General features: G+C 52.3%; 21 protein-coding genes. 17 read left to right on the plus strand and 4 right to left on the minus strand.

Translation table 11 applies throughout. The features are described from left to right. On the minus strand, positions 1-864 hold the full coding sequence (locus B9Z32_RS11555; protein ID WP_108421549.1) for an amidohydrolase family protein: 864 nt from the start codon (positions 862-864) through the stop codon (positions 1-3). 127 nt (positions 865-991) lie between these two features. Between B9Z32_RS11555 and B9Z32_RS11560 the strand changes: the two genes are divergently transcribed. The 15 genes from B9Z32_RS11560 (at position 992) to B9Z32_RS11630 (ending at position 17,481) form a co-directional block, all read left to right on the plus strand. After that, a complete protein-coding gene (locus tag B9Z32_RS11560) occupies positions 992-1,798 on the plus strand; it encodes a crotonase/enoyl-CoA hydratase family protein (protein WP_108421550.1) in 807 nt (268 codons plus the stop codon). Between the two features lie 48 nt (positions 1,799-1,846). Further along, a complete protein-coding gene (locus B9Z32_RS11565; protein WP_108421551.1) occupies positions 1,847-3,700 on the plus strand; it encodes a feruloyl-CoA synthase in 1,854 nt (617 codons plus the stop codon). A 24-nt stretch (positions 3,701-3,724) separates the two neighbouring features. Next, on the plus strand, positions 3,725-4,972 hold the full coding sequence (locus B9Z32_RS11570; protein WP_108421552.1) for a thiolase family protein: 1,248 nt from the start codon (positions 3,725-3,727) through the stop codon (positions 4,970-4,972). Positions 4,973-5,013: 41 nt separating this feature from the next. After that, positions 5,014-5,778 (plus strand): SDR family NAD(P)-dependent oxidoreductase, encoded by a 765-nt coding sequence (locus tag B9Z32_RS11575; RefSeq protein ID WP_108421553.1) that lies wholly within the window; start codon positions 5,014-5,016, stop codon positions 5,776-5,778. Positions 5,779-5,795: 17 nt separating this feature from the next. Beyond that, positions 5,796-6,215, plus strand: coding sequence for a thioesterase family protein (locus tag B9Z32_RS11580; RefSeq protein ID WP_108421554.1), 420 nt, complete (start codon positions 5,796-5,798; stop codon positions 6,213-6,215). A 59-nt stretch (positions 6,216-6,274) separates the two neighbouring features. Further along, positions 6,275-6,460 (plus strand): hypothetical protein, encoded by a 186-nt coding sequence (locus B9Z32_RS11585; RefSeq protein ID WP_108421555.1) that lies wholly within the window; start codon positions 6,275-6,277, stop codon positions 6,458-6,460. Then, positions 6,457-8,160: an acyl-CoA dehydrogenase family protein gene (locus tag B9Z32_RS11590; protein WP_108421556.1), complete on the plus strand. Its 1,704-nt coding sequence runs from the start codon at positions 6,457-6,459 to the stop codon at positions 8,158-8,160. Before B9Z32_RS11585 ends, B9Z32_RS11590 begins: the two co-directional genes overlap by 4 nt. Then, the gene (locus B9Z32_RS11595) at positions 8,145-8,606 is read left to right on the plus strand and encodes a MarR family winged helix-turn-helix transcriptional regulator (RefSeq protein WP_108421557.1); all 462 of its coding nucleotides are present in this window, start codon (positions 8,145-8,147) and stop codon (positions 8,604-8,606) included. The genes B9Z32_RS11590 and B9Z32_RS11595 overlap by 16 nt, the downstream gene beginning before the upstream one ends. Before the next feature lie 48 nt (positions 8,607-8,654). Beyond that, entirely contained in the window at positions 8,655-9,830 is a 1,176-nt protein-coding gene (locus tag B9Z32_RS11600; RefSeq protein ID WP_108421630.1) for a fumarylacetoacetate hydrolase family protein, read from the plus strand. A gap of 94 nt (positions 9,831-9,924) precedes the next feature. Then, positions 9,925-10,275 (plus strand): FKBP-type peptidyl-prolyl cis-trans isomerase, encoded by a 351-nt coding sequence (locus B9Z32_RS11605; RefSeq protein ID WP_090131313.1) that lies wholly within the window; start codon positions 9,925-9,927, stop codon positions 10,273-10,275. A gap of 98 nt (positions 10,276-10,373) precedes the next feature. Beyond that, positions 10,374-10,985, plus strand: coding sequence for a nucleotide exchange factor GrpE (gene grpE, locus B9Z32_RS11610; RefSeq protein WP_199219988.1), 612 nt, complete (start codon positions 10,374-10,376; stop codon positions 10,983-10,985). A gap of 144 nt (positions 10,986-11,129) precedes the next feature. After that, positions 11,130-13,070: a molecular chaperone DnaK gene (gene dnaK / locus B9Z32_RS11615; RefSeq protein ID WP_108421558.1), complete on the plus strand. Its 1,941-nt coding sequence runs from the start codon at positions 11,130-11,132 to the stop codon at positions 13,068-13,070. 99 nt (positions 13,071-13,169) lie between these two features. Further along, complete coding sequence (gene dnaJ, locus B9Z32_RS11620) at positions 13,170-14,312, plus strand: molecular chaperone DnaJ (RefSeq protein WP_108421559.1); 1,143 nt, start codon at positions 13,170-13,172, stop codon at positions 14,310-14,312. Between the two features lie 62 nt (positions 14,313-14,374). Continuing rightward, positions 14,375-15,739 (plus strand): MBL fold metallo-hydrolase RNA specificity domain-containing protein, encoded by a 1,365-nt coding sequence (locus B9Z32_RS11625; protein WP_108421560.1) that lies wholly within the window; start codon positions 14,375-14,377, stop codon positions 15,737-15,739. 80 nt (positions 15,740-15,819) lie between these two features. Beyond that, positions 15,820-17,481, plus strand: a complete 1,662-nt coding sequence (locus tag B9Z32_RS11630; RefSeq protein ID WP_108421561.1) for a phosphoethanolamine transferase — start codon at positions 15,820-15,822, stop codon at positions 17,479-17,481. On the opposite strand, the gene B9Z32_RS11635 is transcribed toward B9Z32_RS11630, so the two are convergent. Continuing rightward, complete coding sequence (locus B9Z32_RS11635; protein WP_233248265.1) at positions 17,476-17,937, minus strand: DUF1854 domain-containing protein; 462 nt, start codon at positions 17,935-17,937, stop codon at positions 17,476-17,478. The genes B9Z32_RS11630 and B9Z32_RS11635 overlap by 6 nt on opposite strands. Positions 17,938-17,948: 11 nt before the next feature. Next, positions 17,949-20,285 (minus strand): ABC transporter ATP-binding protein, encoded by a 2,337-nt coding sequence (locus B9Z32_RS11640; RefSeq protein WP_108421562.1) that lies wholly within the window; start codon positions 20,283-20,285, stop codon positions 17,949-17,951. A gap of 186 nt (positions 20,286-20,471) precedes the next feature. Here B9Z32_RS11640 and cphA (B9Z32_RS11645) point away from each other — a divergent pair, with 186 nt between their 5' ends. Both cphA (B9Z32_RS11645) and cphA (B9Z32_RS11650) read left to right on the plus strand, forming a co-directional pair. Beyond that, on the plus strand, positions 20,472-22,649 hold the full coding sequence (gene cphA, locus B9Z32_RS11645; RefSeq protein ID WP_108421633.1) for a cyanophycin synthetase: 2,178 nt from the start codon (positions 20,472-20,474) through the stop codon (positions 22,647-22,649). A 47-nt stretch (positions 22,650-22,696) separates the two neighbouring features. Then, a complete protein-coding gene (gene cphA / locus B9Z32_RS11650; RefSeq protein WP_108421563.1) occupies positions 22,697-25,282 on the plus strand; it encodes a cyanophycin synthetase in 2,586 nt (861 codons plus the stop codon). On the opposite strand, the gene B9Z32_RS11655 is transcribed toward cphA (B9Z32_RS11650), so the two are convergent. After that, positions 25,275-26,390 (minus strand): acyltransferase, encoded by a 1,116-nt coding sequence (locus tag B9Z32_RS11655; protein WP_158268211.1) that lies wholly within the window; start codon positions 26,388-26,390, stop codon positions 25,275-25,277. The two genes, cphA (B9Z32_RS11650) and B9Z32_RS11655, sit on opposite strands and share 8 nt — an antisense overlap. Between the last annotated feature and the right edge of the window lie 13 nt (positions 26,391-26,403).

A 26,403-nucleotide genomic window follows, 5' to 3' on the forward strand; every position in this document is an offset into this window, starting at 1 on the left:
TTATTTCAAACCGAGTAAACGTACGGCGTTGTCTTTCAAAATACCGGGCATCACCTCGGGTTTGAAACCTGCTACTTCAAAATCTCTCATCCACCTCTCAGGTGTGATGAGGGGATAGTCGCTGCCAAACAAGACCCTATCCTTTAGCAAGGTATTGGCATACTGAATCAATTGTTTGGGAAAGTACTTGGGGCTCCAGCCCGACAAATCTATCCAGACATTGGGCTTGTGCGTTGCCACACTGAGGGCTTCATCTTGCCAAGGAAAACTGGGATGTGCCATCACAATTTGCATGTCGGGAAAATCGATGGCCACATCGTCAAGGTGCATGGGGTTGCTGTACTCCAAACGCAAACCGCCACCGCAGCGCATGCCGGATCCAATACCGCTGTGACCCGTGTGAAAAATAGCGGGTAATTTGTGTTCGTTGATCACCTCATAAATGGGCCAAGCCATTTTGTCGTAGGGGTGATAGCCCTGAACAGTTGGGTGAAACTTGAAGCCCTTGATGCCCTCTTCCTTGATGAGTCGTTCGGCTTCGCGCGCGCCCATTTTGCCTTTGTGAGGGTCGATGCTGCCAAAGGCAATCATCATGTCGCTGTTGTCACGGGCTGCTTTGGCAATTTCTTCGTTGGGAATGCGCCGACGCCCCAATTGAGATTCGCTATCGACAGTGAACATCACCAAGCCAATTTTTCGCTCGCGGTAATAAGCCACTGTTTCGTCAATGGTGGGACGACGATCACTGCCAAAAAACTTATCCGCCGCGCGATCGTATTCCTCGCCATAGTTGTCAAAAGGGTTCCAACAACTCACCTCAGCATGGGTGTGAATATCAATGGCAATCAGGTCTTGGTGCTTCATAAAAACTTTCAAAAATAAGGGAAAACCCTGTGTTTTTTAGTTCCACATGGAAAGACAATATAGTTATTAATAATAACCTTTTAAACCAGCCTTTTCATTCAAGCAAGGCTGTTTTAGACCCTCCATCATGACTCAAAATTTACATCCTTTGTTGCAACGCGCTCAGACTCAAGGCATTCACTTTGAAATGAATGGGGCAGTAGCCATGGTGCGTTTGAGCCGCCCCTCAAAACGCAACGCTCTCAACGATGGTTTGGTAGAAGCCTTGCGCGATGTGTTCCAAAACCTGCCCGAGGAAGCCAAGGCAGCAGTTGTCTATGGCGAAGGCGATCATTTCTGTGCTGGTTTGGACTTGTCTGAACTCAAAGAGCGCGACGCTGGTCAAGGCCTGCACCACTCACGCAGCTGGCACGTAGCTTTGGATGCGGTTCAGCTGGGCCGGGTGCCTGTCGTAGCAGCACTTCATGGCGCAGTGGTGGGCGGCGGGTTGGAGTTGGCCAGTGCTTGCCACATTCGCGTGGCAGACGACAGCACCTTCTATGCTTTGCCTGAAGGCACGCGCGGTATTTTTGTCGGCGGTGGCGGTTCTGTTCGCATCCCTAAACTGATTGGCGTGGCACGCATGACCGACATGATGTTGACAGGCCGTGTTTACAACGCGGTAGATGGCGAGCGCATTGGCCTAGCTCAGTACCACGTTCCAACCGGTACTGCTTTAGAGAAGGCTTTGGACCTGGCTCAACGAATTGCCACCAACGCACCCCTGACCAACTACGCCTTGATGCACGCGCTGCCTCGCATTGCCGAGCAGCCTGCCGATCATGGCTTCCTCACAGAAGCCCTCATCTCCTCTATCGCGCAAGCGGCTCCCGAGGCCAAAGCGCGCGTGAAGGCTTTCTTGGAAGGCAAGGCTGCCAAAGTTCAAAAGAGCTAATCAGCCATTAAAGAAAAATACATCGCCACCCCCTACTGAGAGATACAAATGAGCGCACCTCAATTTAGACCCCTGCGTTTTGGCGTGACACGCGTCACCTTAAGAGATGGTGTACCCGGTACGCACTACCTCAAAGCAGATCAAGATTTGCAGGCTTTCCCAGATCGCCTCACAGACCGTCTTCAACACTGGGCACACATCAAGCCCACACAAACTCTGTTTGCACGACGCGTTAAATTGGCCGATGGCAGCTTGGGTGATTGGCGCCATGTGACCTACGCAGAGGCATGGCATACCGCACGCAACATTGCACAGGGCCTTCTCAACCGCGGCCTGAATGCAGAACGCCCCGTGGTGATCTTGAGCGAAAACAGTTTAGAGCATGCCTTGTTGGCTCTAGGTTGTCTGGTGGCTGGTGTTCCTTTTGTACCCACCTCACCGCCCTACTCTTTGATCAGCCAAGACTACGACAAACTCAAACATGTGCTGAGAACTGTAACGCCAGGTTTGGTGTTTGCCAGCGACGCACGTTATGCCAAAGCCATTGCAGCCACAGTTTCCAGCGACATGGAAATTGTGATGAATGAAGGTGGCGTAGAAGGCAAACAGGTCACCTCATTTGAAGACTTGTGCAGCACGCCAGCCACAACCCAAGTGGATGCCGCCATGGCAGCCACTGGCCCTGACACCATTGCGAAATTTTTGTTTACCAGTGGCTCCACCAAGCTGCCCAAAGCGGTCATCAACACACAGCGTTTGTGGTGTGCTAACCAACAACAGATGGCACAGTCGATGCCCATCTTGGCCGAAGCACCCCTGGTGCTGGTGGACTGGTTGCCCTGGAATCACACCTTTGGCGGCAATCACAACTTTGGCATGGTGGTGTTTCATGGCGGCACGATGTACATCGACGACGGCAAGCCCACGCCGGCTCTCATGCACGAGACATTGCGCAACCTGCGCGAAATTGCCCCCACGGTTTATTTCAATGTACCCACTGGGTTTGAAGCCATTGCAATGGCCATGAAAACAGACGACTTGCTGCGCAAAACTTTGTTGTCACGCGTGCAAATGTTCTTCTATGCAGGTGCCGCATTGGCACAACCCATTTGGGACAGCTTGTATGAATCTCAAGAGCGCGAAATTGGCGAACGGATTGTGATGGGAACAGGCCTTGGCATGACCGAGTCTGGCCCCTTTGGTATTTTCGTCACCAACCCCTACGTCAACGCTGGCGACTTGGGCGTCCCCACACCCGGTTTGGAGCTCAAGCTTGTCGACATGGGTGGCAAAACTGAAGTGCGTTACCGCGGTCCCAACATCACGCCTGGCTACTGGCGAAATGAGGAAGAAACCAAAGCATCCTTTGATGATGAAGGCTTCTTTTGCACTGGTGATGCGGTCAAGTGGATTGATGAAACCGATGTGCACTTGGGCTTGAAATTTGACGGCCGCATAGCGGAAGATTTCAAGTTAGCCACCGGTACCTTTGTGAGTGTCGGTCCATTGCGCGCCAAGATCATTGCAGCGGGTGCGCCTTTTATTCAAGACGTGGTGCTAACAGGCATCAACTTGAAAGAAGTAGGCGCCATGGTATTCCCAACGCCTGCAGTGCGCGCACTGAGCGGCATGGCAGCCGATGCACCTTTGGCCGATGTGTTGAGCAGCGAACCTGTATTGGCGCATTTCCAAAAGGTGCTCAATGAACTGGCCAAAACGGCCACCGGCAGTGCCAATCGCATTGCACGCATGTGCTTGTTGTCAGAGCCGCCCACCATCGACAAAGGAGAGATTACTGACAAAGGCTCCATCAACCAACGCGCCGTGTTGTCACACCGCTCAGATACTGTGGCCGCCTTGCATGAAGAGCGTTTGCACTTCATCTTGAAGCCCACGCTCTAATTTTGAAATTCAGAAAGAAACATCATGAGCCAAGCTGGATTTTTCAATGCCTTTGAAGATGTATGGATGCACGAAGGCGTTCGCACGCCAATGGTCGATTACTGTGGCGCTTTGGGTCACATTTCTCCCACCGACATGGGCATCAAAGCAGCACGCGAAGCCTTAAAGCGTGCCGATGTTCCTGCCAAGGACATTGGCTCAGTGCTCACGGGCAACATGGCCCCTGGCGACTTTGATCAGTTCTTCTTGCCACGTCACATTGGCCTGTATGCAGGCGTGCCTGTTGAAGTGCCTGCACTCATGGCGCAACGCATTTGCGGTACTGGCTTTGAATTGTTCCGCCAAGCGGGCGAGCACATCCAATCGGGCGCAGCAGAAGCTGCGTTGGTGGTGGGCACTGAAAGCATGACGCGCAACCCAATAGCAGCGTTTGACCACCGCACAGGTTTCAAATTGGGCTCGCCCGTTGGTTTCAAAGACTACATGTGGGAGGCGCTGAAAGATCCAGCGGCTGGCATCAACATGATTCAAACGGCCGAAAACTTGGCCAAGAAATACAGCATTACTCGCGAAGAAGTGGATGCTTTTGCCTCAGAGTCATTTGCCAAAGCTGTCGCGGCACAACAATCTGGTTTCTTGGCTGGTGAAATTGTGCCCGTCACCACTGAGAAATTTGAACTCGACGGCTACAAACCTCGCGGCATCAAGTTGCAGGGAAAGATCACTGAAGTGACACAAGACACACATCCCCGCATTTCCCCTGCAGAAGTGTTGGCTAAATTGCGCACCGTCTACGAAGGCGGAGTTCAGACTGGTGGCAACAGTTCCGCATTGGTCGATGCAGCTGCCGCTTGCGTGGTCACCTCGGGAGCTTATGCAAAAGCCAACGGCAAAAAGCCTTTGGCCCGCGTGGTGGCTGCTGCTGTGGCTGGCGTGCCCCCCGAAATCATGGGCATTGGCCCTGCGCCTGCCATTCGCCTGTTGTTGGCGCGCACTGGCTTGAAGTTGTCAGACATCAGCCGCTTTGAAATCAACGAAGCCCAAGGCGCACAAACTCTGGCGGTAGGCCGTGAGTTGGGTTTAGACATGAGCTTGCTCAACGTCAACGGCGGCGCGATTGCTTTGGGTCATCCACTGGCCGCAACGGGTGTTCGTCTCACCATCACCTTGGCGCGTGAATTGGCGCGCAGTGGCAAACGATATGGCATTTCCAGTGCTTGTGTGGGCGGCGGCCAAGGCATTGCCTTGCTAATTGAGAACCCCAACACCTAAAGCCATTCTTTTCAGACAACATCATTTATCAAGAGGACATCATGAACATTCAAGGCATGAGCGCTTTGGTCACCGGCGGTGGCTCTGGCTTGGGCGAAGCAACCGCCCGCGAATTGGCTCGACTCGGCGCCAAAGTAGCCGTTCTCGACTTGAATCTCGAGAATGCTCAAAAAGTAGCAGCCGACATTGGCGGCATCGCCATTCAGTGTGATGTGACCAACGCCGCCAGCATGGAATACGCTGTAGCCGAAGCAGCCAAAGTTCATGGCGGCGCGCGCATCTTGATGCAAATAGCAGGCATCGGAACTGCCAAACGCATTGTGGGCAAAGATGGCAACCCAGCACCTTTGGAAGACTTTGCCAAAGTGGTCAACGTCAATTTGATTGGCACCTACAACGCCGCACGTGTGTTTGCAGCAGCCTGCGCCAAGCTCGATCCCATGGCAGACGGCGAGCGCGGCGCCATGGTGTTCACAGCTTCGGTGGCTGCGTTTGATGGCCAAGTAGGACAACAAGCCTACAGCGCTTCCAAAGCGGGTGTGGCTGGAATGACCTTGCCCATGGCGCGTGACTTGGCACAACACGGTATTCGCGTGTGCACCATCGCTCCCGGCATTTTTGCAACGCCTTTGTTAAAAACATTGCCAGAGCCCGTACAAGCCTCTTTGGCTGCCAGCATCCCCTTCCCTTCACGCCTTGGCAAGCCTGAAGAGTTTGCGCAATTGGCTGCGCACATTGTGAGCAATGGCCACATGAACGGCGAAGTGATTCGCTTAGACGGTGCGCTGCGCATGGCGCCGCGTTGATCGCAAGAAAGTTTTCAATGAGCAAAACAGTCGTTTATGAAGTGCAAGTGATGTTCGGTGACTGCGACCCTGCAGGCATCGTGTTCTTCCCCAACTTCTCCAAGTGGATGGACGCTTCATCCCTAAACTTTTTTGTGAAATGCGGCGTTCAACCTTGGCGCGAATTGGTCAAAACCACCGGCATCATTGGCACACCGCTGCTGGAAATCAATACCAAGTTTGCTCGTCCGGCCACCTACGGTGAAACACTTCAAGTTCATACCAGTGTGCAAGAGTGGCGCGACAAAACCTTCATCCACAAACACGTGGTGATGCGCGGTGATACCGTGCTGTGCGAAGGCACCGAAGTGCGAGCCTTCTGCATCAAGCACCCAGAAGACCCTGATCGCATTAAAGCTATTCCAGTTCCCGCAGACATCAAAGCGCTGTGTAGCTAATTCGCTGATTTCTTTTTTAAATCCATTTTCAGTTTTTTAACCAAGCCAAGAAGACCAGCATGACCAATCGTCGCGATTTTTTGCAACCCACAATCGGTACAGCAATCAATGCAGCGCTCAAAGACAAAGCTGTGCAAGACGCCTTGACCGTGGTGGGATTGATTCCGTTAGGCGGCACCATTGCCGATCAACTCAAGAGCTCACAAAGCTCTTGGGTCTCACCATCATTTGCCGAATTGCCATGAGCCATTACCAACCCAACATCCAAGACATGCAATTTGTTTTGTCCAATGTCTTGAATGCGCCAGATCAACTCAAATCACTTCAAGTGTTTGAAGATTTAGACGATGATTTGGTTCAGCAAGTCTTGGATGAAGCCGGTAAGTTTGTAGGCGAGGTTGTTGCACCCTTGAACCGCGACGGCGACGAAATTGGCGCCCAATGGCAAGACGGCAAAGTGACTATGCCCCCGGGGTTTAAGTCGGCTTATCAAATGTTTTGGCAAGCGGGTTGGCCAGCACTTTCGGCTGACACGGCAGATGGTGGCCAAGGTTTACCCACTGCCTTGGAGATCATGCTTTACGAAATGCTGTCGGCCGCCAACCATGGTTGGACCATGGCGCCCGGTTTGCTGCATGGCGCTTACGAGTGCATCAAGCATTACGCCAGCCCCTCACTCAAAGAAACTTACCTGAGCAAAGTGGGCACCGGCGAATGGTTGGCCACCATGTGCTTGACCGAGCCCCATGCCGGCAGCGACTTGGGCTTGTCGCGTACCAAGGCCACACCGCAAACAGATGGCCGCTATGCATTGAACGGCACCAAAATTTTCATCTCTGGCGGCGAGCACGACCTCACCGACAACATCGTGCATTTGGTATTGGCACGCTTGCCCGACGCACCACCTGGACCGAAAGGTTTGTCTCTCTTTTTAGTCCCTAAGTTTTATCCCAATGGCGATCGCAGTGCTGTGCATTGCGACCGCATTGAAGAAAAGATGGGCTTGCACGGCAGCCCCACTTGCGTCATGCGATTTGACGATGCACAGGCAGAGATCATTGGCGAACCGGGCAAAGGCTTGAACGCCATGTTTGTGATGATGAATGCCGCGCGTTTGCATGTGGCCATGCAAGGCATTGGCCTTCTCGATGCCGCTTGGCAAAAAGCCGATGCCTATGCCAAAGAACGCCGCCAGATGCGAGCGCCAGCTGGCAAAGAAGTCAAAGCAAAATCTGCAGCCGAAGCCGACTTCATCATTGAACACCCCGCCATCAAGCGCATCTTGGATACGCAGCGAGCATGGGTGGATGGCGGCCGTGTGCTGGCTTATCAAACAGCCATAGAGTTAGACCGCATCAAACACGCCGACAAAGACACTGCAGCCAAGTCACAGCGTTGGTGTGCACTGGTGACGCCGGTCATGAAAGCCGCATTCACCCACCAAGCTTTTCACGGCGGCAGCGATTGTTTGCAAGTGTTTGGCGGCCATGGCTATGTGCGCGAATGGGGCATTGAGCAAATTGTTCGCGATGCACGCGTTGCCATGATTTATGAAGGCACCAATGAAATTCAGGCCATTGATTTGTTGGTCCGAAAAATCATTCCCGATGGCGGTCAAAGTTTGTATCAGCTGCTGGATGACTTGATGACAGACTCCAACACTGAAACAGCTGAGGCAACGCAACTTCGCACACTGACACAACAAATTCTGCGAGCCTCTCAACAAAACCACAGCCTTGGCCACCAGGTGGCCGATGATTTTTTGCGTGCCTTGGCCTTGGTTCTTTTGCAATGGGCTTGGCAGCGCATTGATGCTCAACTTAGCCCAAACACGCCCAATGTGAAAGACCGTTGGCACGCACCTTCAAAGGCATTCAGTCAATGGGTTTTGCCAGAATTTGCCATGCGTTGTCATATCATTCAGACACAATGCCAAACAGCCTGAAATCTCTCGCTCCTTCTGTCGAAACAGTCGACACCAGCTATCTGGAAACCCTCATTGGTTATAACGCACGCCGTGCAGCATTGGCCGTGATTGCACAATTTCTAGAACGCATGGCGGTTTATGACTTAAAGCCAGTTGACTTCTCTGTGATGTCGGTGGTGGTTCACAACCCAGGTGTCACTTCGCGACAGCTCTGTGCTGCCTTGAATATTTTGCCGCCCAATTTGGTAGGCTTGGTGCAATCCTTGGAATCAAGAGGCTTGATTGAACGCCTGCCTCACCCCCATGATGGTCGCGCCATGGGCCTGCACCCCACTGACAAGGGCTTAGAACTCATGGAAAAAGCAGAGGCCACAGCCTCCGAGCTAGAAATGAAAATTGGCTCTAAACTCACACCAAATCAAGTACAAACCTTGGTGAGCTTGCTGCAAAAAATTTACCTCTAAGGGCATCGTTTTTCTTGACCCCAGAGACACACATTGGGAGACCTGGCCTTGTCACATTCAAGCTTTCCTTCATTGGCAGAAACTCTGCCTCAAGATGCTCCCAACGCTGTTTTGATTGGCCGCATTTGGGTACCCGATGAAGGCCCTTACCTTGTCAAAGTGGGCGCCACAGAAACCACCGACTTGTCTAATTTGGCTCTGACCAGCAGCGACTTGATGGAGCTCGAAGATGTGTCCATCAAAGTGAAAAATCACCAAGGCAAAACTTGGTCAACCCAAGCCCTGTGGACCAACACTGACCCTTTGCATCGCAACGCGCAACAAGCGTGGTTCCTTGCTCCCACTGACTTGCAAGCCATCAAGGCAGCTGGCGTGACCTTTGTGGCCAGCATGCTTGAGCGCGTGATTGAAGAGCAGGCTCGCGGCGATGCGGCCAAAGCCGAGAGCGTTCGCAAGGCCGTGGTAGATGTCATGGGCGAGAATTTGCGCAATGTCAAACCGGGCTCAGCGCAAGCCATGAAACTCAAAGAAGTTTTGTTGGCTCAGGGTGTATGGTCTCAGTATCTTGAAGTGGGGATTGGCCCCGATGCCGAAATTTTCACAAAATCACAAGCCATGAGCGCAGTGGGTTCGGGTTTTGATGTGGGTTTGCACCCCGGCAGTTCTTGGAACAACCCCGAGCCCGAAATTGTGTTGGTGATCAATTCCAAAGGCCACGTTGTGGGCGCCGCATTGGGCAACGACGTCAACCTGCGCGACTTTGAAGGCCGCAGTGCCTTGTTGTTAGGCAAAGCCAAAGACAACAACGCCAGCTGCGCCATTGGCCCCTTCATCCGCTTGTTTGATGGCCAATACACCATCGACAGCGTTCGAAATACCGACCTCAGCATGGCGGTGCATGGACCTGAAGGCTTCGTGATGCAAGGCAGCAGTTCCCTTAGCCAAATTAGCCGAGACCCCCTGGATTTGGCAGCGCAGGCCATCGGCCCCTGCCACCAATACCCTGATGGATTGGTACTGTTTTTGGGCACCATGTTTGCTCCCACCCAAGACAGGCACGGCCCTGGCCAAGGATTCACCCATTTGGTGGGCGATACCGTGGCCATCACAACGCCCCAATTGGGCACCCTGTTTAACCGCGTGACCACATCGGACCAAGCCCCAGCTTGGACTTATGGCATTCGAGCACTGATGCAAGACTTGGCCAAACGTTCATCGCATTGAGGTCAAGAACTAAGCAAGAAGCCATCCACTGGCATAATTCAGCCAACGGCCGGTCTTGTACCGGCCTTTCTATGACTAATTTCTAGGACTCATCATGATTACCACAGCCACAGGCCTGCAATACGAAGACACCGTGGTCGGCGACGGCGCCGAAGCCACCAAAGGCCAAACAGTAACCGTGCATTACACGGGCTGGCTCTACAAAGACGGCGAACAAGGCGCCAAGTTTGATTCCAGCAAAGACCGCCGCGACCCCTTCCAATTTAGTTTGGGTGCTGGCATGGTCATTCGGGGTTGGGATGAAGGCGTGGCCGGCATGAAAATCGGTGGCGCGCGCACCCTGATCATCCCTGCCGAGCTAGGCTACGGTTCTCGCGGCGCTGGCGGTGTCATTCCTCCTAACGCCACTCTGAAGTTTGACGTCGAGTTACTCGACCTGTCTTGATGGCCACCAAGACCTGTTAGCGCAAGCGCTGAAAGGTCTTGAAATCTTTCAAAACGCCCCCAAGTTTGGGGCGTTGTCATTTATTGCGGATGCATTTCATGTCTGATTCCAGCTCACAAAACACCTCAAATCAAGGCCAAAACCCTGAAGCCCCCAATGTCATGCCTGCGGCCGAAGCCTTGGCAGCAGCAGCAGCGGCCATGGGTCATGACACGCATGCTCAAGCTGCGCCTGCAAGCTCAGACCCTCTCAGCGATGCACAAGCAGAACTTGTCAACGTGAAGGCGCAAAACGCCACATTGGCCGATCAATATCTCCGCGCCCAAGCCGATGTGCAAAATGCCCGACGCCGCGCCGACGAAGAAATCTCCAAAGCACGCAAGTTTGCAGTGGAAGGTTTTGCCGACAGCCTGCTGCCTGTGCTTGACAGTTTGGAGGCTGGTTTGGCCATTCAAAACGTCACGCCAGAACAAATTCGCGAAGGCGCAGAAGCCACGCTTCGTCAATTGAAAAGTGCCCTAGAGCGCAATAAAGTGGTTGAAATCAACCCTGCTGCTGGCACCAAGTTTGACCCCCACCACCACCAAGCCATTAGCGTGGTCCCTGCTGAACAAGACCCCAACACGGTGGTGACTGTTTTGCAAAAGGGTTACCTGATTGCAGAGCGGGTGTTGCGACCTGCATTGGTCACAGTGACTGCACCCAAATAAGTACGCTTAGAAGTAGAAAACTGCCTGTTTTCGGGCAAAAGAGGGCAAAAAAGAAGCAATTTCAGCCTATTTAGTCTTGAAATTGCCCTAAATGCCCCTACTTCTTAACTATTCAAGCATTTTTTTAGATTACCGGAGAAGAACATGGGAAGAATCATTGGCATTGACTTGGGCACCACCAACTCGTGTGTGGCCATCATGGAAGGCAACACCACCAAGGTGATTGAGAACGCCGAAGGCGCGCGCACCACTCCCTCCATCATTGCGTACCAGGAAGACGGTGAAATTTTGGTCGGCGCGTCCGCCAAGCGTCAAGCGGTCACCAACCCCCGCAACACCCTGTACGCCGTGAAGCGCCTGATTGGTCGCAAATTTGCCGAAAAAGAAGTTCAAAAAGACATCGACCTGATGCCCTACACCATTGCCAAAGCCGACAACGGCGATGCATGGGTGGAAGTGCGTGGCAACAAATTGGCACCGCCACAAATTAGCGCTGAGGTTTTGCGCAAGATGAAGAAAACGGCCGAAGACTACCTCGGCGAAGAAGTGACCGAAGCGGTTATCACGGTGCCTGCTTACTTCAACGACGCGCAACGTCAAGCCACCAAAGACGCTGGCCGTATTGCTGGCTTGGATGTGAAGCGCATCATCAACGAACCTACTGCTGCTGCACTGGCTTTCGGCTTGGACAAAACCGAAAAAGGCGATCGCAAAATTGCGGTTTATGACTTGGGCGGCGGTACCTTTGACGTGTCCATCATTGAAATTGCCGACGTCGATGGCGAAAAGCAGTTCGAAGTCTTGTCCACCAACGGCGACACCTTCTTGGGCGGCGAAGACTTTGACCAACGCATCATCGACTTCATCATCACCGAGTTCAAGAAAGAAAGCGGCGTTGATTTGTCCAAAGATGTGTTGGCTTTGCAGCGCTTGAAAGAAGCCGCTGAAAAAGCCAAAATCGAATTGTCCAGCTCAGCTGGCACCGACATCAACCTGCCCTACATCACAGCCGATGCCACAGGTCCTAAGCACCTGAACATCAAGCTCAGCCGCGCCAAGCTCGAAAGCCTGGTTGACGAGTTGATCGAGCGCACCATTGCACCTTGCCGCATGGCCATCAAAGATGCTGGCGTGAGTGTGTCTGATATCGACGACATCATTTTAGTGGGCGGCATGACTCGCATGCCCAAAGTGCAAGACAAGGTCAAAGAATTCTTTGGCAAAGAGCCACGCAAAGATGTGAACCCTGATGAAGCTGTGGCCGTGGGTGCTGCCATTCAAGGTCAAGTGTTGTCGGGCGATCGCAAAGACGTGTTGTTGTTGGACGTGACACCTTTGTCCTTGGGTATTGAAACCCTGGGCGGTGTGATGACCAAAATGATCACCAAGAACACCACCATTCCTACTAAGTTTGCACAAACCTACTCCACTGCCGAGGACAACCAACCCGCCGTGACCATCAAGGTTTACCAAGGTGAGCGCGAGATGGCCAGTGGCAATAAGTTGCTGGGTGAGTTCAACCTCGAAGGTATTCCACCTGCTGCGCGTGGCACCCCGCAAATCGAAGTGTCCTTTGACATCGACGCCAACGGTATCTTGCACGTTGGCGCCAAAGACAAAGGCACTGGCAAAGAAAACAAAATCACCATCAAGGCCAACTCTGGTTTGTCTGAAGCAGAAATTCAACAGATGGTGAAAGACGCCGAGTTGAATGCCGAAGACGACAAGAAGAAACTCGAAATTGTTCAAGCCAAAAACTCAGGCGAAGCCACTGTACACAGCGTGAAGAAAAGCTTGACCGAATATGGCGACAAGATTGAAGCCGACGAGAAAACAAAAATCGAAGCTGCAGTCAAAGAATTGGAAGAGGCTTTGAATGGCGATGACAAAGACGCCATCACAGCCAAAACCGAAACACTCATGAACGTCAGCCAGAAACTGGGCGAGAAAATGTACGCCGACATGCAAGCCAAAGAAGCGGCTGCCGGTGGTGCAACCGGTGGCCCAGGTGGTCCTGGTGCCGATGCCAAACCAGCAGACGACAATGTGGTCGATGCAGAAGTGAAAGAAGTTAAAAAAGGCTAAGCCTTTTTCTCAAGGGCAATAGCCCAAGCCGCCGCGTCAGCGTATTTCCTCAGGGAATCGCTTTCGCGGCGTTCTTGTTAAAAACAGTAGCAATATACGATGGCCAAAAGAGACTTTTACGAAGTATTGGGTGTAGCCAAGAACGCCTCTGATGAAGAGATTAAAAAGGCGTATCGCAAATTGGCCATGAAGTTCCACCCTGACCGCCATCAGGGTGACGACGCCAAAGAAGCAGAGGGCAAATTCAAGGAGGTCAAAGAGGCCTACGAGATGTTGTCGGATGCGCAAAAACGTGCCGCCTACGACCAATATGGCCATGCAGGTGTTGACCCCAATATGCGCGGTGGCCCAGGTGGTGCTGAAGGCTTCGGCGGTTTTGGTGAAGCCTTCGGCGACATTTTTGGTGATATCTTTGGCCAACAACGCGGTGGCGGTGGCAGGGGTGGTCGTCAAGTGTTCCGAGGCGGCGATTTGAGCTACGCCATGGAAGTCACTTTGGAAGAAGCAGCTGCCGGTAAAGACGCGCAAATTCGAATTCCGGGCTGGGAAGAATGCGACCCCTGTGATGGCTCCGGCGCCAAGAAAGGTACCAGCGCCAAAACCTGCGGTACTTGCCAAGGTTCGGGCACCGTGCAAATGCGCCAAGGATTTTTCAGTGTGCAGCAAACCTGCCCACACTGCCGTGGCTCCGGCAAAATTATTTCTGACCCCTGCCCTTCGTGCAGTGGCCAAGGCAAACTCAAAAAGCAAAAAACGCTCGAAGTCAAAATACCTGCAGGCATTGACGACGGCATGCGCATTCGCAGCACCGGCAACGGTGAACCCGGCACCAATGGCGGCCCGCCCGGCGATTTGTACATTGAGATTCGCCTCAAGAAACACGACATTTTTGAGCGCGATGGCGATGACTTGCATTGCTCTGTGCCCATCGGCTTCAGCAAAGCCGCTCTGGGCGGTGAAATCGATGTACCCACTCTCAGCGGCAAGGCAGCCATCGACATTCCTGAAGGCACACAAACTGGCAAGCAATTCCGTTTGCGTGGCAAAGGCATCAAGGGCGTACGCTCCAGCTATCCTGGCGACTTGTACTGTCACATCACAGTTGAGACGCCCGTCAAACTCACAGAGCACCAACGCAAGCTGCTCAAGGAATTCGAAGAGTCTTTGCAAAAAGGCGGCGCCAAGCACATGCCCACAGGCAACAGCTGGACCGACAAACTCAAAGGTTTGTTCGGCGCTTAAGTTAAAAGCTTAGTCTTGATCTATGTCAAGTCAATGTTGGGTCATCGGCCTAACATGGACGCATGACACTCAACATTCGTTTCTTAGGCGGTGCCGACACGGTGACCGGCTCCAAATACTGTGTCGAGTACGACGGCAAAAAACTGCTGGTCGATTGCGGTTTGTTTCAAGGCTTCAAACAATTGCGCCTTAGAAACTGGGATCCCTGCCCCACACCGCCAAAAGACATTGGCGCTGTGATCTTGACGCATGCCCATTTGGATCACAGTGGCTACTTGCCACTTTTAGCTCGCAACGGCTTTCAAGGCAAAGTTCACAGCACCTCAGGCACACGCGACCTGTGCGGCATCTTGTTACCCGACAGTGGGCACATCCAAGAGGAAGATGCCTATTTCGCAAACAAGCATGGCTACTCCAAACACAGTCCAGCCTTACCGCTTTACACCCAGCAAGACGCCAAGTATTGCCTGCAACAGTTTCATGTTGAGAAACTCCGTGAATGGTTTCAACCCATGCCAGGCTGGAAGGCCCAATTCAGCAGTGCGGGCCACATCTTGGGTGCTACCAGTTTGTTGTTGGAAGTGGGTGGTCGGCGCATTCTGTTTTCAGGTGATCTTGGACGGCCCGATGACAGCCTCATGAATCCACCCGACGCGCCGCCGCAAGCTGATACGGTGTTGATTGAATCAACTTACGGCAACAGAACACACCCCGAGGAAAACGTGAATGCAGAGTTAGGCGAAGCCCTCAAACGAGTAGCGGCTCGAGGTGGCGTTGCAGTTGTGCCGGTGTTTGCAGTTGGCCGAGCACAGGCTATTTTGCACAGCATTGCACAACTCAAATCTCGTGGCGAAATTCCTCACAGCCTGCCTATTTTTTTGGACAGCCCGATGGCCATTCACACCACCGCCCTGTTTAAACGGCACATGGGCGAGCACCGCTTGAATGCCACCGAAGTTCAAGCCATGGACCACGTGGCCACCATGATCGAAACACCCGAACAGTCTAAAGCTTTGGTAAAACGCCATGGCCCCATGGTCATTTTGTCGGCCAGCGGCATGGCCACAGGCGGCCGCGTGTTGCACCATCTTGCCAACCACGTTGGTAACCATCGCAACATGGTCATTCTCACTGGCTTTCAAGCTCCGGGCACGCGCGGCGCCACATTGGCAAGTGGCGCGTCTTCTGTTCGGCTGCATGGCAAAGACTTGCCTGTGGCAGCAGAAATTGTCCAACTTAGCTCAGCCTCTGCCCATGCCGATGGCAAACAACTTTTGGCTTGGCTTCAAAAGATGCCGCAAGCACCGGCTCAAGTCTATGTGGTGCACGGCGAACGCGAGGCATCAGACGTTTTGCGCCAGCGCATTGAGAGAGAGCTGCACATGCGTGCCGTTGTTCCCGAACACGGCTCCTTATGGCCAGGCTGATGTTGCATGCGAATTCTTTCTCAAACACCTTGGCTTCAAAGGAAGTCTGAGAAAATACATCCAGCTTTTATCTTTTCTGCATGAATCTCAAACGCTCAAATTCTTCTGCCCCGCAAAAACAAGGATGGCACCCGGCTTGGCTTGCCTTGCTCAGTAGTCTGTGGCTAAGCAGCGCTGGCAACATCGCCCTGTGGTCACAGGTTCACCAATTGCCCGAAGTGACTGGCTTTAGAGGACTGGCTTTTGCCATCGGATTTGGCGCCATCATCACTGCTGCCATCAGTGCCATTTTGAGTTTCTTGAACTGGCGATGGCTTCTCAAACCTGCCATTGCAGTGTTCTTTTTGAGCGCAGCCAGCGGCGCTTACTTCATGATGAGCTACGGCATTGTGATCGACAGCACCATGATTACCAATGTGGTTCAAACAGATACCAAAGAAGCTTTGGATTTGATGAACTGGCGGATGCTGATCAGCCTAGCACTTTTGGGTATTTTGCCCTGTTGGGTCCTTTGGAAAATACCCGTCAAACCTTTGCGCTTAGGCCAGCAAATCTTTGGCAACATCCTCACACTTGTCATCTCTTTGGTGGTCATTGTTGGCGCTTTATTGGCTATTTTTCAAGACTTCTCCTCCATCATGCGCAATCACACTCAGTTGCGTTATTTGGTCAACCCTTTAAACAGCTACTATGCAATTGGCATGGTGGCGGCCAAACCCTTTCAAAGGAATCAAACAACTTTATTGCCCTTGGGCCGCGATGCTCAATTGAATCCAGCCAACAGCAAACACAAGCCCACCCTTTTGTTATTGGTTCTAGGTGAAACAGCGCGCATGGGCAACTTTGGCATCAATGGCTACGATCGCCCTACCACGCCTGAATTGTCCAATGAGAACATCATCAGTCTGAAAGGCGTCATGTCATGTGGCACCAGCACAGCCACTTCTGTGCCCTGTATGTTTTCGCACATGGGCAAAGAGGCTTATGAATCGCGCAAAAACAATTACGAAAGTCTGATCGATGTGCTTCACCACGCTGGTCTGGCTGTATTGTGGCTTGACAACCAGTCGGGCTGTAAAGGCGTCTGCGAACGAGTGCCACAAGTACTGACCAAGTCATTGAAACACCCCACACTCTGCAAAAACGGAGAGTGCTTTGATGAAATAATGTTGCACGAAATTGACCAACGAATTCAAGCACTGCCTGCAGAACGAAGAGCCAAAGGTGTTGTGGTGGTCATGCACCAAATGGGCAGTCATGGCCCTGCCTACTACAAGCGTGTGCCCGATCAATTCAAAAAATTTCTACCAGAATGCAAGAGCAATGCTCTCCATGAATGCTCCCGTGAGCAGGTTGTCAACTCGTTTGACAACACCATTCTTTATACCGATCATTTCTTAGGTCAGGCCATTCAGTGGCTCAAAAAATCAGAAGCCAACGCTGCGCCAGCCATGCTCTATGTGTCTGACCATGGCGAATCTTTGGGTGAAAACAATTTGTACTTGCATGGGCTACCCTACAATGTTGCGCCCGACTTGCAAAAGCGCGTCCCTTGGATCACATGGTTGTCGGCAAGTTTTGAAAAGCAGTCTGGCTTGGTGCCTGCTTGTTTGAAAAACAAATCGGAAACACCACTCACTCACGACAATTACTTTCACACAGTGCTGGGGCTGATGAATATCAGCACAGACGTTTATCAATCGAAGTTAGACGTGCATGCAGACTGCCGGGGCGCTTCATAAAAATCGATCTAGCAGCTTTCGTGAATGTCGATCCATTTGAGCCAAATCACGAATCAAGAACTGAACACCATGCCCATCCGTCACCAGCAAAACCGTGCCAGACAGCCGGCGAATGTCCTCTTCCCCTTTGAGTAAGAGTTTGGTTCTACCACGATCCGTTTCAATGTCCCAAGTACTGGGCGCCACAAATCCGCTCACACCATACAACTTCAAAATTTGAGGCATGAACTCTCGCTGTGCCATGGCCTTCAAAATATTGGCGCGCAAGGCCTCTGTCAACAAATTCAAATGCGAAATCCAAAGCAGCTCTTTGCCATCGACATCCACAATGGCAATTCCCTCTTCGGGAGCCGCAACAGGAAATGATCTGACAGCCAAAACATTGTCATGTTGTCGGCCTTCTGCACTGACGTAAAACCACCGACCCGAGGACCCTTGGTCAAATTGAAAATTCATCAGCTGGGTCATCATGATGCCACCGACTCCCGCAAAACAGCGCCTTCAGCTTCTGCCTGCCTTTGCTGGGCTTCGTACAAGCGCCAATAGGCACCCTGTTTATCAATCAAAACGTCGTGAGTGCCCTCCTCCACAATCAAGCCTTTGTCCATGACCACCAAACGATCTGCTTTGCGCAAGGTTGACAAACGGTGCGCAATGGCAATGGTGGTTCTGCCGCGAACCAAATTATCCAAAGCGTTTTGAATTTCTTTTTCGGTTTCAGTATCAACCGCCGATGTGGCCTCATCCAAAATCAAAATGCGCGGATCAATGAGCAAGGCGCGAGCGATTGAAATTCGTTGCCGCTCGCCACCAGACAAACCTTGTCCACGCTCTCCCACCAAAGAGTCATAACCCTGAGGCATGCGCAGAATAAATTCATGCGCGTGTGCCGCTCTCGCAGCAGCCACAATTTGGTCTCGAGTGGCTTCGGGCATGCCGTAGGCAATGTTGTCGGCAATGGTGCCAAAGAACAAGAAAGGTTCCTGCAAAACCAAACCAATTTGCCTGCGGTAGTCAGCCACTTTGAGTTGCTTGATATCAACGCCATCTAAAGCAATGCTGCCTTCCGACAAATCGTAGAAGCGACACATCAAATTGACCAAGGTACTTTTCCCCGAACCACTGTGCCCTACCAAACCAATCATTTCTCCAGGTTTGATGTCGAGATTCAAGTGCTTGATCACAGCCCGGTTGCCGTATCTGAAACTGGCATCTGTCAGAGTAATGCGACCCTCTACCTTGGACATCGCAACAGGATTTTGGGGCTCTGGCACGCTAGAGACATGGTCCAGAATTTCAAAAATTCGCTTGGCACCAGAGGCTGCTTTTTGAGTGCTCGACACAATGCGGCTCATGGAATCAAGTCGGGTGTAAAAGCGCCCGATGTAGGCCAAGAATGCGGTTAACACACCCACTGTGATTTGATCTTTAGAGACCAACCAAATGCCAAAACCCCAAACAATCAACAGGCCTATTTCGGTCATGAGCGTGACCGTGGGTGAGAACACAGACCAAACTCTGTTGAGCCGATCATTGACGGTCAAATTGTGTTTGTTGGCATCGATGAAACGCTGCGCTTCGCGGTCTTCTTGCGCAAAAGCCTTAACCACGCGAATGCCAGGAATGGTGTCTGTCAACACGTTGGTGACCTCTGACCACACGCGGTCAATCTTTTCGAAGCCCGTTCGCAGCCTTTCTCTCACCACATGAATCAGCCAGCCGATGAATGGCAAAGGCAACAAGGTTACCAGCGCCAAGGTGGGATTGATTGAAAACAAGATCACTGCTGTCATCAGGATCATCAACACGTCGGTTGCAAAATCCAGCAAGTGAAGCGATAAGAAGACATTGATTCGATCGGTCTCACTGCCAATTCGAGCGATCAAATCACCGGTTCGACGCCCGCCGAAATACTCCAAAGACAATTTCAGCAAGTGCTGGTAAGTAGTCGTTCTGAGATCAGCCCCAATTCGCTCTGAAACCAGCGCCAAAATATAGGTCTTCACCCAACCCAAGGACCAAGCAACGATGGCGGAGGCCAGCAGGCCCAGCAGATACCATGTGACAAGCACAGTGTCTATGTCTTTGCCGTTTTGATAAGGAATGAGCACATCATCCATCAGGGGCATGGTGAGGTAAGGCGGCACCAAGGTGGCCGCAGTGGACGCCAAGGTCAGCAAAAACCCCATCAAGAGTTGCCACTGATAAGGCTTGGCAAAACGCCAGAGCTTGAGCAAGGTCCATGTGGAAGTTGGCGCCTGGCCCTTTTCGAGGCAAACAGCACATTCCTCTTCTAAAGCATCCACCACATTTTGGCAAAATGGGCACAAGACGTGCCGCATTTGGCCAACCCCTGGTTCTGCCCAGTCATCTACACCGGCAGAGGGGGAAGTCAAGGATTGCCCAAAAAAGGACGCCGTCTGAGCCTGTCCAGTGAGATGATTTTCAAAGCCCAATTTCCATCTCAGAACCGCCGCTTCAAGCCCCAAGGTAAACCGCCAAGCCTTGAGTCTTAAGCCGCCCTGATGAAGTGCCAAGGTGCCAACGCCCGCGTGATCGACCACTCGAAGGGTTAAATCGGGGCTCAAGGCCCAAAAATCCCAACTATTTTGGGCCTCATCCACAGAGATGACCCTTTGATCGGTCAAAATAACAAGGGTCTTTTTGAAGATCAGTTCATCATTCAGGTCAACCTCTAGCCAAGCTAGAACGTTTTCACCATGGTGAACATGCGACAACAAGCCCTTCTGCCAAAAAAACGGCAATCCCAGCAAATCGATGGGAGGATGGGTGTTGGAGTTCATAAAGTTTCAAACAGCAAGAGTCAACCCGTGTTGGCGGCAAACAAAAACAGCAAAAGAAGCGGCCAGGACACAGCCCATGCACCTTGTTTATCAGACGATCATTGCCAGTGCTGCAACTGGCCAGTCATTGTATCCCCGGACACGAATCGCTCCGTGCCTTCGCTCAGAATTGTGAAAAGCACGAAAATGAGTTCTAAAGATATCAAATTTATTCGGGTAACCCACTTGAAGGGTCCGAATATTTGGACTTACCGCCCCGTTCTAGAAGCTTGGATCGACATCGGCGATTTAGAAGATTGCCCCTCCAACGTGCTCCCCGGCTTCAACGAGCGCCTGCAAGAAATGTTGCCTGGCCTCATTGAACACCGATGCAGTGTGGGCGAAAGAGGCGGGTTTTTGCAGCGATTGGTCGAAGGCACTTGGCCTGGTCACATCATGGAGCATGTGGCGTTGGAACTGCAAAACCGTGCGGGCATGCAAACCGGTTTTGGCAAAGCCCGTGAAGCCGGCCCCCGCGGTATTTACAAGGTGGTCATTCGCACTCGCAACGAAACCGTCAGTCGCGTTGCCATTCAAGCCGCTCGTGACTTGGTCATGGCTGCCATTGAAAACCGCCCCTTCCCAGTCAAGGATGTCATTGCCAACCTCACCCAAATGGTTGACCGTTTGTGCATTGGCCCTAGTACCGCCTGCATTGTCGATGCGGCTGCAGATCGAAATATCCCCGCCATTCGCCTGAACGACGGCAATTTGGTTCAACTGGGTTACGGCGCCAACCAGCGCCGCATCTGGACCGCCGAAACAGACCAAACCAGCGCTATTGCTGAGGGCGTCTCCAAAGACAAAGACCTCACCAAAAGCTTGCTAGCCAATTGTGGCGTACCCGTGCCCGAAGGACGAATTGTTTCCTCGCCAGCCGAGGCTTGGGAAGCCGCCAAAGAAATTGGCTTGCCCGTTTGCGTCAAACCAGTCGATGGCAATCATGGGCGCGGCGTATCACTCGAGCTGCGAACCCAAACCGAAATTGAAGCTGCATACCCTTTGGCTAAAGCCGAAGGCAGTGAGGTTTTGGTTGAACGGCATATTTTGGGTGATGAACATCGCTTGTTGGTGGTTGGCGGCAAAGTTGTGGCGGCCAACAAAGGAGAAGTGGCCAGCATCGTGGGTGATGGCGTTCACACCGTCGAAGAACTGATCGAAAGCCAAATCAATTCAGACCCGCGCCGCGGCGAAGAAGAAGACTTTCCGCTCGATACTGTTCGACTGAAAGACCACACAACAGCCGTTCTCGAACTCAAACGCCAAGGCCTCACAGGTCAAAGCGTTCCAGAAAAAGACCGCCACGTTTTGGTCATGCGCACTGGCAATATGGCCATGGATGTCACTGATTTGGTCCACCCCGATGTGGCCGAAATGGCTGCTTTGGCAGCCCGCATCGTTGGTTTGGACATTGCAGGTGTCGATTTGGTGGCGCAAGATATTTCCAAGCCCATGAAGGCGCAAGGAGCCGCCATCGTTGAAGTCAATGCTGGCCCTGGTCTTCTCATGCACCTCAAGCCTGCTTCTGGCTCCCCTCGCCCCGTGGGCCAAGCCATTGCAGCGCATTTGTTTGACGACAATTCAGAGCCTCGTATTCCCGTGGTTGGCATCATTGGACAAGAGAACACCACCGGCACCAGCCACCTCATTGCATGGCTGATGCATTTGCAAGGCCTTCAAACGGGTCTCTCCTCGGCCAAAGGATTGTTTTTGGGCCAACGCTGCCTTCAAGCACAAAGTGGCATGGAGTGGGAGCCAGCCCAACGTCTCCTCATTAACAGGTCGGTTCAGGCTGCGGTCTTTGAAACCACGGCTCGACACTTGTTGGCAGAGGGCCTGCCTTACGATCGTTGCCAAGTTGGCGTGATCACCTCCATGCCCAAAGCGGCGGGCCTTGAAGATCTGTACATTCAAAGCGACGAACAAATGCCCAATGTGGTGCGTACGCAAATGGACGTTGTGTTGTCACAAGGTATGGCTGTGCTCAATGCGGAAGACGATGAGGTTGCCAATCTGGCTCAGTATTGCGATGGCGAAGTGACCTACTTTGCAAGCTCTGAAGATCATCCGCGAATTGTTCAACACCGCAGTGAGAACGGCCGAGTTGTTTTCTGGCGTAAAAATCATTTGGTATTGGCACAAGGTCCTCAAGAAATAGAAGCCCTAAACCGCCAGCTGCCCGCCATTGACAAGTTGTTCAAAAACCAACATCTCAATTGCACTGAAGTGTTGGCTGCCTGTGCAAGTGCTTGGGCCTTGGGCATTCAAACCGACCTCATTCGAGCTGGCATCAAAAGTTTCGGTCAGAGTCCTGGCGCTCACTGAGCGTCAAGGCAAGACTGCAAGCCCCGCTTCAACCAGGACACAGTTTCATGGAAGTTTCTAGAATTCGAGCTTTGCGGGGCCCCAATTTATGGAGTCGCCAAACCAGCATTGAGGCCATAGTGAGCTGCGAGCCCCACGAGCGGGCCATGATGCCGGGCAATGAGTTCGAAAAGCAATTGAGGCGAATTTTCCCAGCCGTCGGCCCCCTTGAGGGCTCAAGACCTGGGGAGCCTGCCAGCATGGCCCATGCCCTCGAAAAAATTACCCTGAGTTTGCAAAACCAAGCAGGCTGTCAGGTCACTTTCAGTCGAACAACGGCCACTGAAGAAGAAGGCATCTACCAAGTAGTTGTTCAATACACCGAAGAAGATGTGGGCAGATTGGCGCTAAGTTGGGCAGAGAAGCTATGTCAGGCTGTCAAGCAGCAGACCACTTACGATTTGAATCAAGCACTGAGCGAACTTCGAGATTTGGATGAAGATGTCCGACTCGGACCGTCCACGGGCTCTATCGTCGACGCAGCAGTTTTGAAAGGCATACCCTTCCGCCGCCTCACTGAGGGCAGCATGGTTCAGTTTGGCTGGGGCAGCAAGCAGCGCCGCATTCAAGCCGCAGAAACAGACACAACCAGCGCCATTGCTGAATCGATTGCCCAAGACAAGGATCTCACAAAGTCTTTGTTGTTGGCTGCCGGTGTGCCTGTTCCCATTGGCAGGCCTGCCAAAGACTTAGAAGACGCATGGCAAATTGCTCAAAGCATTGGGCTGCCCGTGGTGGTCAAACCCCAAGATGGCAATCAGGGCAAAGGCGTCACGGTCAACATCGTAGAACGCGACTTGTTCAATCAGGCTTACGAAACAGCCGCTCGCTATGGCGAAGTCTTGGTAGAAAAATTCCTGCCGGGTAGCGACTACCGCTTGTTGGTCGTGGGCAACAAATTGGTTGCTGCTGCCAGACGCGAACCACCTTTGGTTGTGGGCGATGGCACCCACACCGTGAAAGAGCTGGTTGACAAAGTCAATGCCGACCCAAGGCGTGGCGATGGTCATTCCACATCACTGACCAAAATCAAGTTCGATGACATTGCCATTGGCCGACTAAAGTTACAAGATCTAGAGCCCAACTCTGTGCCAGAAAAAGGCAGGCGCGTGATCTTACGCAACAACGCCAATTTGTCTACAGGTGGAACAGCCACCGATGTCACTGACGATGTGCACGCTGCGGTGGCTGCACGCGTTGTGGCCGCAGCTCAAATGGTGGGCGTTGACATTTGTGGTGTTGACGTCGTTTGCGAATCCGTTTTAAAACCACTTGAAGAACAAAACGGTGGCGTGGTCGAAGTCAATGCAGCACCCGGCTTGCGCATGCACATCAGCCCCTCTTTTGGCAAAGGCCGCAATGTTGGCAAAGCAGTGATCGACCACATGTTCCCCAACGGCGACAATGGGCGAATTCCAATCATTGCCGTGACCGGCACCAATGGCAAAACAACCACTGTTCGCCTCACCGCCCACCTTCTGAAGGCCAACCATTTGCGGGTTGGCATGACCAACACCGATGGTGTGTACGTCAATGGCCGTCAAATTGACGATGGCGATTGCAGCGGCCCCCGCAGTGCTCGCAATGTCTTGATGCATCCCGATGTCGATGCAGCTGTTTTTGAAACTGCGCGTGGCGGCTTGCTGCGCGAAGGCTTGGCCTTCGATCGCTGCCAAGTTGCCATCGTGACCAACATGGGTTCTGGCGACCACTTAGGCCTTAACTACATCACCACCTTAGAAGACCTGTCAGTTTTAAAGCGCGTCATTGTTTTGAATGTAGCGCCCGACGGCATGGCCGTGTTGAATGCTGCCGACCCTCAAGTTGCCATGATGGCCAATATGTGTCCGGGCAATGTCACCTTCTTTGCACTCGATCCTCATCAGCCTGTTTTGGCCACTCACCGAGCGCAAGGCAAGCGCGTGGTTTACACAGAAAATGGCAGCATTGTTGCGCAACAAGGCAAAAAGTCTTTCCGCATTCCACTCAGTGATGTGCCTCTTACGCGCCAAGGTCAAATTGGTTTTCAAACTGAAAACGTCATCGCTGCTGTAGCGGCAGCTTGGGCCGTCAATGTGCCATGGGAAACCATTGCACAAGGCCTGTCAACATTCATCAGCGACATTCAGGGTGTGCCCGGGCGCTTCAATGTTTTTGACTACAAGGGCGCCACCTTGATTGCCGACTACGGCCACAACCCCGATGCCATTCAAGCATTGGTTCATGCCGTAGACAACATGCCCGCTCAAAAACGTGTGGTGGTCATCAGTGGTGCCGGCGATCGTCGCGATCAAGACATTCGAGATCAAACTCAAATTTTAGGCACCGCATTTGACGAAGTAATCTTGTACCAAGATGCCTGCCAGCGCGGCCGCAGTGACGGCGAAGTCATCCAACTGCTTCGAGAAGGTTTGGCTGGTGCAGCACGCACAACCCACGTTCAAGACATTCAGGGCGAGTTCAATGCCATCGATACTGCTTTGGCGCGCTTATCGGCTGGCGACCTTTGCCTCATCTTAATTGATCAAGTTGAAGCAGCTCTGGCCTACATTCAAGGCAAAGTGAATGAAACTCAACTGACCGCAACTAAGTGAGCAAGATCACGCCAGTGAAGGTTGCAATCAAAGTGCCAACCCACTGAAAGTATCTTCTCCAAGTTGGATGAGGCACCTCAACCTGCTCATACAGTAAACGTCCGAGCCAAATTGACAGGGCGAATGAAACAAACAAGCCAGCCACATTGATGGCCGTATTTTCTGGCCATACATTGAAAACCAGCGCACTGACAAGCAAACTGACGCTGAAGTGAATGAGAAAAATAGCGTAAGAAGCGCTGGAGAGATGTCGAATCCAATTCAATTTGAGTCGCTCAATCGGTTTGCTTTGATAGGCCTCATAACAACACAACAAAACAGCCGTGCCGATAGCCAATATCAATCTGCTTCTTGGATGATAGGCTGTGGCCAAAGCACCCAACACCATGATCAAAAGAGCAAGACTTGTAAAGTTGATTTTCATGTCTGCTTGGCGCCAGGCTCCAACACACAAACCCAAACCGTAAGCACCAAAAAAATACAGCCCCCACATATCACCTGAGGGGTTCAAGTTCCAAACAAACATGGCACTCAGTGTGAGCATCAACCAAAGGCCCAAGGCCTTGCGAATCAGAGACCCCCGACCCGAAAATCGGTGCCATGCATGGGCAAGCCATGCGCCAATCAGGGCCAATGCAAAAAGCTGAAAATCAATGGCAACATACCAAACGCCAGCCGAAAATGCTTCCATTCTGAGCACATCTTGGAGCAACAAAATATGCGCCATCACTTGCAAACCAGTTGGTTCTTGTGAAAGCGAAGAATGATCAAAGTAAGGTCGAACCAGCGCTGTGACAGCAACAGCCACGCTCAAGGCTGCTAGCAAAGGAATGACCAATCGCAGATAGCGGGCAAGCAACTTGGCCCACATTTCAGCGCTTGTCTGAGGCATTGAAGCTGACAAAGACTTGGCCGTTAAGTATCCTCCGATGACCAAAAAAACTTGTACCGCCCACAATGCGTAAGAGCGCAAAAAAACCTCAAGCTGAGGCAGCCATTCTGCCAACTTGGCAGCCATGGGACTGTACAGTGCCAAGTGGTGCCACACAATGAGCACGCAAGCCAAAACCTTCAAGAGGTCAATGAATTCCGAACGCTCAGACTTCAAAACAATTGCTGCA

The sequence above is a fragment of the Limnohabitans sp. MMS-10A-178 genome (genome assembly GCF_003063375.1).
Lineage (GTDB): Bacteria > Pseudomonadota > Gammaproteobacteria > Burkholderiales > Burkholderiaceae_C > Limnohabitans_A.

What these genes read in the sequence shown, in the direction of transcription:
- dnaJ (WP_108421559.1), top strand. Translation starts at nt 13,170, where the DNA reads ATGGCCAAAAGAGACTTTTACGAAGTATTGGGTGTAGCCAAGAACGCC.
- B9Z32_RS11640 (WP_108421562.1), bottom strand. Translation starts at nt 20,285, where the DNA reads ATGAACTCCAACACCCATCCTCCCATCGATTTGCTGGGATTGCCGTTT.
- B9Z32_RS11625 (WP_108421560.1), top strand. Translation starts at nt 14,375, where the DNA reads ATGACACTCAACATTCGTTTCTTAGGCGGTGCCGACACGGTGACCGGC.
- B9Z32_RS11570 (WP_108421552.1), top strand. Translation starts at nt 3,725, where the DNA reads ATGAGCCAAGCTGGATTTTTCAATGCCTTTGAAGATGTATGGATGCAC.
- B9Z32_RS11590 (WP_108421556.1), top strand. Translation starts at nt 6,457, where the DNA reads ATGAGCCATTACCAACCCAACATCCAAGACATGCAATTTGTTTTGTCC.
- B9Z32_RS11560 (WP_108421550.1), top strand. Translation starts at nt 992, where the DNA reads ATGACTCAAAATTTACATCCTTTGTTGCAACGCGCTCAGACTCAAGGC.
- B9Z32_RS11630 (WP_108421561.1), top strand. Translation starts at nt 15,820, where the DNA reads ATGAATCTCAAACGCTCAAATTCTTCTGCCCCGCAAAAACAAGGATGG.
- cphA (WP_108421633.1), top strand. Translation starts at nt 20,472, where the DNA reads ATGAGTTCTAAAGATATCAAATTTATTCGGGTAACCCACTTGAAGGGT.
- B9Z32_RS11605 (WP_090131313.1), top strand. Translation starts at nt 9,925, where the DNA reads ATGATTACCACAGCCACAGGCCTGCAATACGAAGACACCGTGGTCGGC.
- B9Z32_RS11635 (WP_233248265.1), bottom strand. Translation starts at nt 17,937, where the DNA reads ATGAATTTTCAATTTGACCAAGGGTCCTCGGGTCGGTGGTTTTACGTC.
- B9Z32_RS11565 (WP_108421551.1), top strand. Translation starts at nt 1,847, where the DNA reads ATGAGCGCACCTCAATTTAGACCCCTGCGTTTTGGCGTGACACGCGTC.
- B9Z32_RS11575 (WP_108421553.1), top strand. Translation starts at nt 5,014, where the DNA reads ATGAACATTCAAGGCATGAGCGCTTTGGTCACCGGCGGTGGCTCTGGC.
- B9Z32_RS11595 (WP_108421557.1), top strand. Translation starts at nt 8,145, where the DNA reads ATGCCAAACAGCCTGAAATCTCTCGCTCCTTCTGTCGAAACAGTCGAC.
- dnaK (WP_108421558.1), top strand. Translation starts at nt 11,130, where the DNA reads ATGGGAAGAATCATTGGCATTGACTTGGGCACCACCAACTCGTGTGTG.
- cphA (WP_108421563.1), top strand. Translation starts at nt 22,697, where the DNA reads ATGGAAGTTTCTAGAATTCGAGCTTTGCGGGGCCCCAATTTATGGAGT.
- grpE (WP_199219988.1), top strand. Translation starts at nt 10,374, where the DNA reads ATGTCTGATTCCAGCTCACAAAACACCTCAAATCAAGGCCAAAACCCT.
- B9Z32_RS11580 (WP_108421554.1), top strand. Translation starts at nt 5,796, where the DNA reads ATGAGCAAAACAGTCGTTTATGAAGTGCAAGTGATGTTCGGTGACTGC.
- B9Z32_RS11555 (WP_108421549.1), bottom strand. Translation starts at nt 864, where the DNA reads ATGAAGCACCAAGACCTGATTGCCATTGATATTCACACCCATGCTGAG.
- B9Z32_RS11585 (WP_108421555.1), top strand. Translation starts at nt 6,275, where the DNA reads ATGACCAATCGTCGCGATTTTTTGCAACCCACAATCGGTACAGCAATC.